Source organism: Kaarinaea lacus (genome assembly GCF_975902315.1).
Map to the genome: position 1 here is coordinate 1 of NZ_CDLKIE010000013.1, position 4,197 is coordinate 4,197.

Annotated in this window: 6 protein-coding genes; all 6 read right to left on the reverse strand. The window is 45.0% G+C overall.

Going from position 1 to position 4,197, the window contains the following annotated elements; all coding sequences use genetic code 11:
* A partial coding sequence (locus ACWVCM_RS00220) for an Hsp70 family protein (RefSeq protein WP_455199678.1) occupies positions 1-661 on the reverse strand: 661 nt, incomplete at its 3' end.
* A gap of 99 nt (positions 662-760) precedes the next feature.
* The gene (gene hscB / locus ACWVCM_RS00225) at positions 761-1,303 is read right to left on the reverse strand and encodes a co-chaperone HscB (protein WP_455199679.1); all 543 of its coding nucleotides are present in this window, start codon (positions 1,301-1,303) and stop codon (positions 761-763) included.
* Between the two features lie 22 nt (positions 1,304-1,325).
* On the reverse strand, positions 1,326-1,736 hold the full coding sequence (iscA, locus tag ACWVCM_RS00230) for an iron-sulfur cluster assembly protein IscA (protein ID WP_455199680.1): 411 nt from the start codon (positions 1,734-1,736) through the stop codon (positions 1,326-1,328).
* The gene (gene iscU, locus ACWVCM_RS00235) at positions 1,708-2,091 is read right to left on the reverse strand and encodes a Fe-S cluster assembly scaffold IscU (RefSeq protein ID WP_455199681.1); all 384 of its coding nucleotides are present in this window, start codon (positions 2,089-2,091) and stop codon (positions 1,708-1,710) included. The genes iscA and iscU overlap by 29 nt, the downstream gene beginning before the upstream one ends.
* A gap of 47 nt (positions 2,092-2,138) precedes the next feature.
* On the reverse strand, positions 2,139-3,353 hold the full coding sequence (locus ACWVCM_RS00240; protein WP_455199682.1) for an IscS subfamily cysteine desulfurase: 1,215 nt from the start codon (positions 3,351-3,353) through the stop codon (positions 2,139-2,141).
* Between the two features lie 274 nt (positions 3,354-3,627).
* Positions 3,628-4,098, reverse strand: a complete 471-nt coding sequence (iscR, locus tag ACWVCM_RS00245) for a Fe-S cluster assembly transcriptional regulator IscR (RefSeq protein ID WP_455199683.1) — start codon at positions 4,096-4,098, stop codon at positions 3,628-3,630.
* Positions 4,099-4,197: the final 99 nt, after the last annotated feature.

Genomic DNA, 4,197 nt, shown 5'->3' on the forward strand with positions numbered 1-4,197 from the left:
AGCGCAAAATGGAAACATCGAAAGTACCGCCACCGAGGTCATAAATGACATGTACGCCTTCTGCTTTCTTATCCAGACCATAGGCCACGGCTGCCGCGGTAGGTTCATTCAACAGTCGTAGAACATTCAATCCTGCCAGTTTTGCTGCGTCCTTGGTTGCCTGGCGTTGCGCATCGTCAAAATACGCTGGCACCGTGATGACAACGCCCGTCAACTCGCCGCCCAGGGATTCCTCAGCACGGAGCTTTAGCTGTTTAAGTATTTCCGAAGAAACCTCGATGGCACTGACATTACCCGCCACGGTTTTAATACGTGGAACTGAAGATTCTGTATCGACAAACTCGTATTGAATATCACCGCTGCTGGTTCTGATATCATCAATACCGCGTCCCATAAAGCGTTTGACTGAACTAATGGTATTTAATGGATCCTCAATGGCAATCATTTTCGCGGTTTCACCCACTACGGAATTTCCGTCCTCCTGATAATGAACAACGGAAGGTAAAATGTATTCACCATTTTCATCCTGTAAAGTAACCGGCACACCACTCCGTACTGTTGCCACTAGAGAGTTAGTGGTACCCAAATCTATACCCGCCGCAAGTCGATGCTGGTGCGGTGCAGTAGATTTACCCGGTTCACTGATTTGTATTAAAGCCATGCAATTACAGTTCTGAATTTTGTTAGTTTTGAATTAAGTAATAATTGATATTGAATGAGCAATTCTTAAAGCCTGCGCACTAGCGGCAAACCAGACGCATTACAGGAGCTCTTCTTCCAGCTCTTCTGTTTCCTGCTGCAACTTCACCATAAACTGCATGCGCCGAACATAATCCGTAATCTGATCCAGGTTGTTATCATTTACTTCATTAAACAATCGACCCAACACCGTTAATTGGTCAGCAATTGCTTGCTCGATTTCCCCGGTTAGGACCAAAAGCTTTGATTCAGGATCGCTACTCGATCGAACTTGTTCCAGTTCCTCTCTCAGACGCATCTGCTGCATCAGAAACTCCGAGTCCATACTGGTGCTGGTGTCACTAGACAGATCGATACCTTTTAGCCGCAACAAATAACGCGCCCTTTGCAGCGGATTCTTTAGCGTTTGGTACGCTTCGTTGATCAGCGCTGATTGCTGCATAGATATTCGCCTTTCCAGATCTGACGCATTGGAGAATTTATCTGGATGAACTGTATGTTGCAGCTTTCGATAGCGATTGGAGAGTTCTGTTAAGTCGAGGTCGAACGATACCGGAAAATTGAACAGTTCGAAATAGTTTTGCGTCAGTTCCGCCGTTGTCATTGCTAATTCCAACGGTTCTGGGTTATACGGTAAAACTTTCGCCGCAACCGCACTCACCTTTGACGTTTGGATTATTAAACTTGAAACCTTCGTTTAACCCTTCTTTTGTATAATCCAGTTCAGTGCCCTCGAGATAAAGCAAACTCTTGGGATCAATAATAACTTTCACCCCATGGTCTTCGAACACCTTATCTTCTGGATTCACTTCGTCAGCGAACTCCAGAACATAAGCCATTCCAGAGCACCCCGTGGTTTTTACACCTAGCCGCAAACCAACACCCTTACCTCGGTTTTCAAGGAAACCCAGCACATGATTAGCAGCCGCTTCTGTTAAGGTAATACTCATATGATTTATTTCTGGTCCAGGTTTAATAATAAAACAGATATCTATAGCGTCACGGTGTTTATTGGTGCTGTTTTTGACGATAGTCATTAATTGCCGATTTAATGGCATCTTCCGCCAGCACTGAACAATGTACTTTCACTGGCGGCAACGCCAGTTCTTCCGCGATTTCTGAATTCTTAATTTCGGCAGCCTGATCGAGTGTTTTGCCTTTTACCCATTCGGTTAGCAGTGAACTTGATGCGATTGCAGATCCACAACCATAGGTTTTAAAACGGGCATCTTCAATAACACCTTCACTATTAACTTTGATTTGCAAACGCATCACATCGCCGCACGCTGGCGCGCCTACCATACCGGTACCAATTTCGGAATTTTCACTATCAAAACTCCCAACATTACGTGGATTGTTGTAGTGATCCAGAACTTTGTCACTGTATGCCATGATATCTACTCTGCTTATGTAACTCTATTAATTCAACTCGTTATGCATTAATGCGCTGCCCATTGAACCTTTGATAAATCGACACCTTCTTTATACATATCCCACAAAGGTGAAAGCTCACGTAATTTTGTGATCGCTTGATGCACCTGTTCAACAGCGTAATCGATATCTTCTTCGCTGGTAAAACGGCCAATACTAAACCGGATGGAACTATGAGCCAGTTCATCATTACGGCCAAGTGCCCGTAACACGTAGGAAGGCTCAAGGCTTGACGATGTACAGGCCGAGCCCGAGGACACCGCAATGCCTTTCAAGGCCATAATCAAAGACTCACCTTCCACAAAATTAAAACTGACATTTAATATATTGGGTACCTGATGATCTATATCCCCGTTGAGGTAGAGTTCTTCAATATCCTGCATACTGTTGTAGAGCTTGTCTCGCAACCTGGCGATCCGCTGGTTATCTTCCATCATTTGCTCTTTAGCAATACGAAACGCTTCGCCCATTCCCACAATTTGGTGTGTCGCTAATGTACCCGAACGCATTCCGCGCTCGTGACCACCACCATGCATTTGCGCTTCAATGCGTACTCGGGGTTTGCGTCTCACGAACAAGGCACCGATACCTTTCGGACCGTAAATCTTGTGACCGGAAAACGACATTAGATCCACTTTTAACTTTTGCAGATCAATAGGCACTTTGCCCGCACTTTGCGCCGCATCCACATGGAAAATAATACCTTTCTCCCGGGTGATATCCCCGATTGCTTCAATATCCTGAATAATGCCGATTTCGTTATTAACGTGCATAATCGACACAAGAATAGTGTCCTCACGAATCGCCGCTTTTAACTTCTCAAGATCGATAAGCCCTGTAGGTTCGGGATCCATGTAAGTTACTTCAAATCCTTCACGTTCCAGCTGTCGACATGTATCTAACACTGCTTTGTGTTCAGTTTTTGAAGTGATGATGTGTTTGCCTTTTTTACTATAAAAATGCGCCGCGCCTTTGATAGCGAGGTTATCCGATTCCGTCGCACCGGAAGTCCAGATAATCTCTTTCGGATTCGCATTAACTAAATCAGCAACCTGTTTCCTGGCTAACTCGACCCCTTCTTCCGCATGCCAACCATAGGCGTGTGACCGTGAAGCCGGGTTACCAAACTCGCCATCCGGCGTGAGATACTGCATCATTTTTTCTGCCACACGTGGATCAACTGGTGTTGTTGCAGCATAATCCATGTAAATTGGATGACTCATCGCTTACTCCGATAAAAGTGTCAAATTTAATATTATTTAAACTGGTTGATAAAATGTAAGAGCAACTGTTCACACCACAAATACAATCCGCGAATACTATCTGCGTGGTTTGCCCTTTGGCCCCACGTTCTCTCAATCCGCATTCCGAACCAGCAGTTACAACTGGGAACAATTTGCGTTCCACATTATTGTTCGTATCTGGGTCCAGTTAATAAAACCTGGGTGCACCAGAACCTGTGGCCTGATACCTCAGTTCCTCAACGGCTTTCAACAACTACTGAATCGAGATAACCTGCTTTTCCTTTTCGTGCAATTCATCCTGCCGTGCTGCCACATCCTGTACGTTGCGTTTGTCTACCAACTGCCCCAGGCTAATCCCGTTGAGAAAGTCATATAATTGATCGCTCAGATCAGTCCACAATTGATGCGTTAAACACTCCTCACCATTCTGACAATTGCCCTGTCCGGCGCAACGCGTTGCGTCAACTTTTTCGTCAACAGCAGAAATAACTTCCGCAACGTTGATTTCATTGGCGGCGCGACTCAGGCGATAACCTCCACCAGGCCCTCTGGCACTGGCTACCAAATCACGCTTTCGAAGTTTGGAAAACAATTGTTCCAGATAAGAGAGTGAAATTCCTTGCCGTTGCGAAATGTCCGCCAAGGTAATGGGGCCTTTTGTGGCATGAACAGCAAGATCTAACATGGCTGTGACCGCATAACGGCCTTTAGTAGTTAATCTCATAGTTTAACCCTTTGATTAATTTAAATAAACAGTAGATAGCCATAGACAACTGGTTCTACTGTACGATCCTGGTTTGCTTCCAATGTCCCTTTAAATACT

Coding starts and splice junctions, on each gene's coding strand:
- hscB (WP_455199679.1), bottom strand. CDS start 1,303: ATGACAACGGCGGAACTGACGCAAAACTATTTCGAACTGTTCAATTTT.
- iscA (WP_455199680.1), bottom strand. CDS start 1,736: ATGACTATCGTCAAAAACAGCACCAATAAACACCGTGACGCTATAGAT.
- iscU (WP_455199681.1), bottom strand. CDS start 2,091: ATGGCATACAGTGACAAAGTTCTGGATCACTACAACAATCCACGTAAT.
- ACWVCM_RS00240 (WP_455199682.1), bottom strand. CDS start 3,353: ATGAGTCATCCAATTTACATGGATTATGCTGCAACAACACCAGTTGAT.
- iscR (WP_455199683.1), bottom strand. CDS start 4,098: ATGAGATTAACTACTAAAGGCCGTTATGCGGTCACAGCCATGTTAGAT.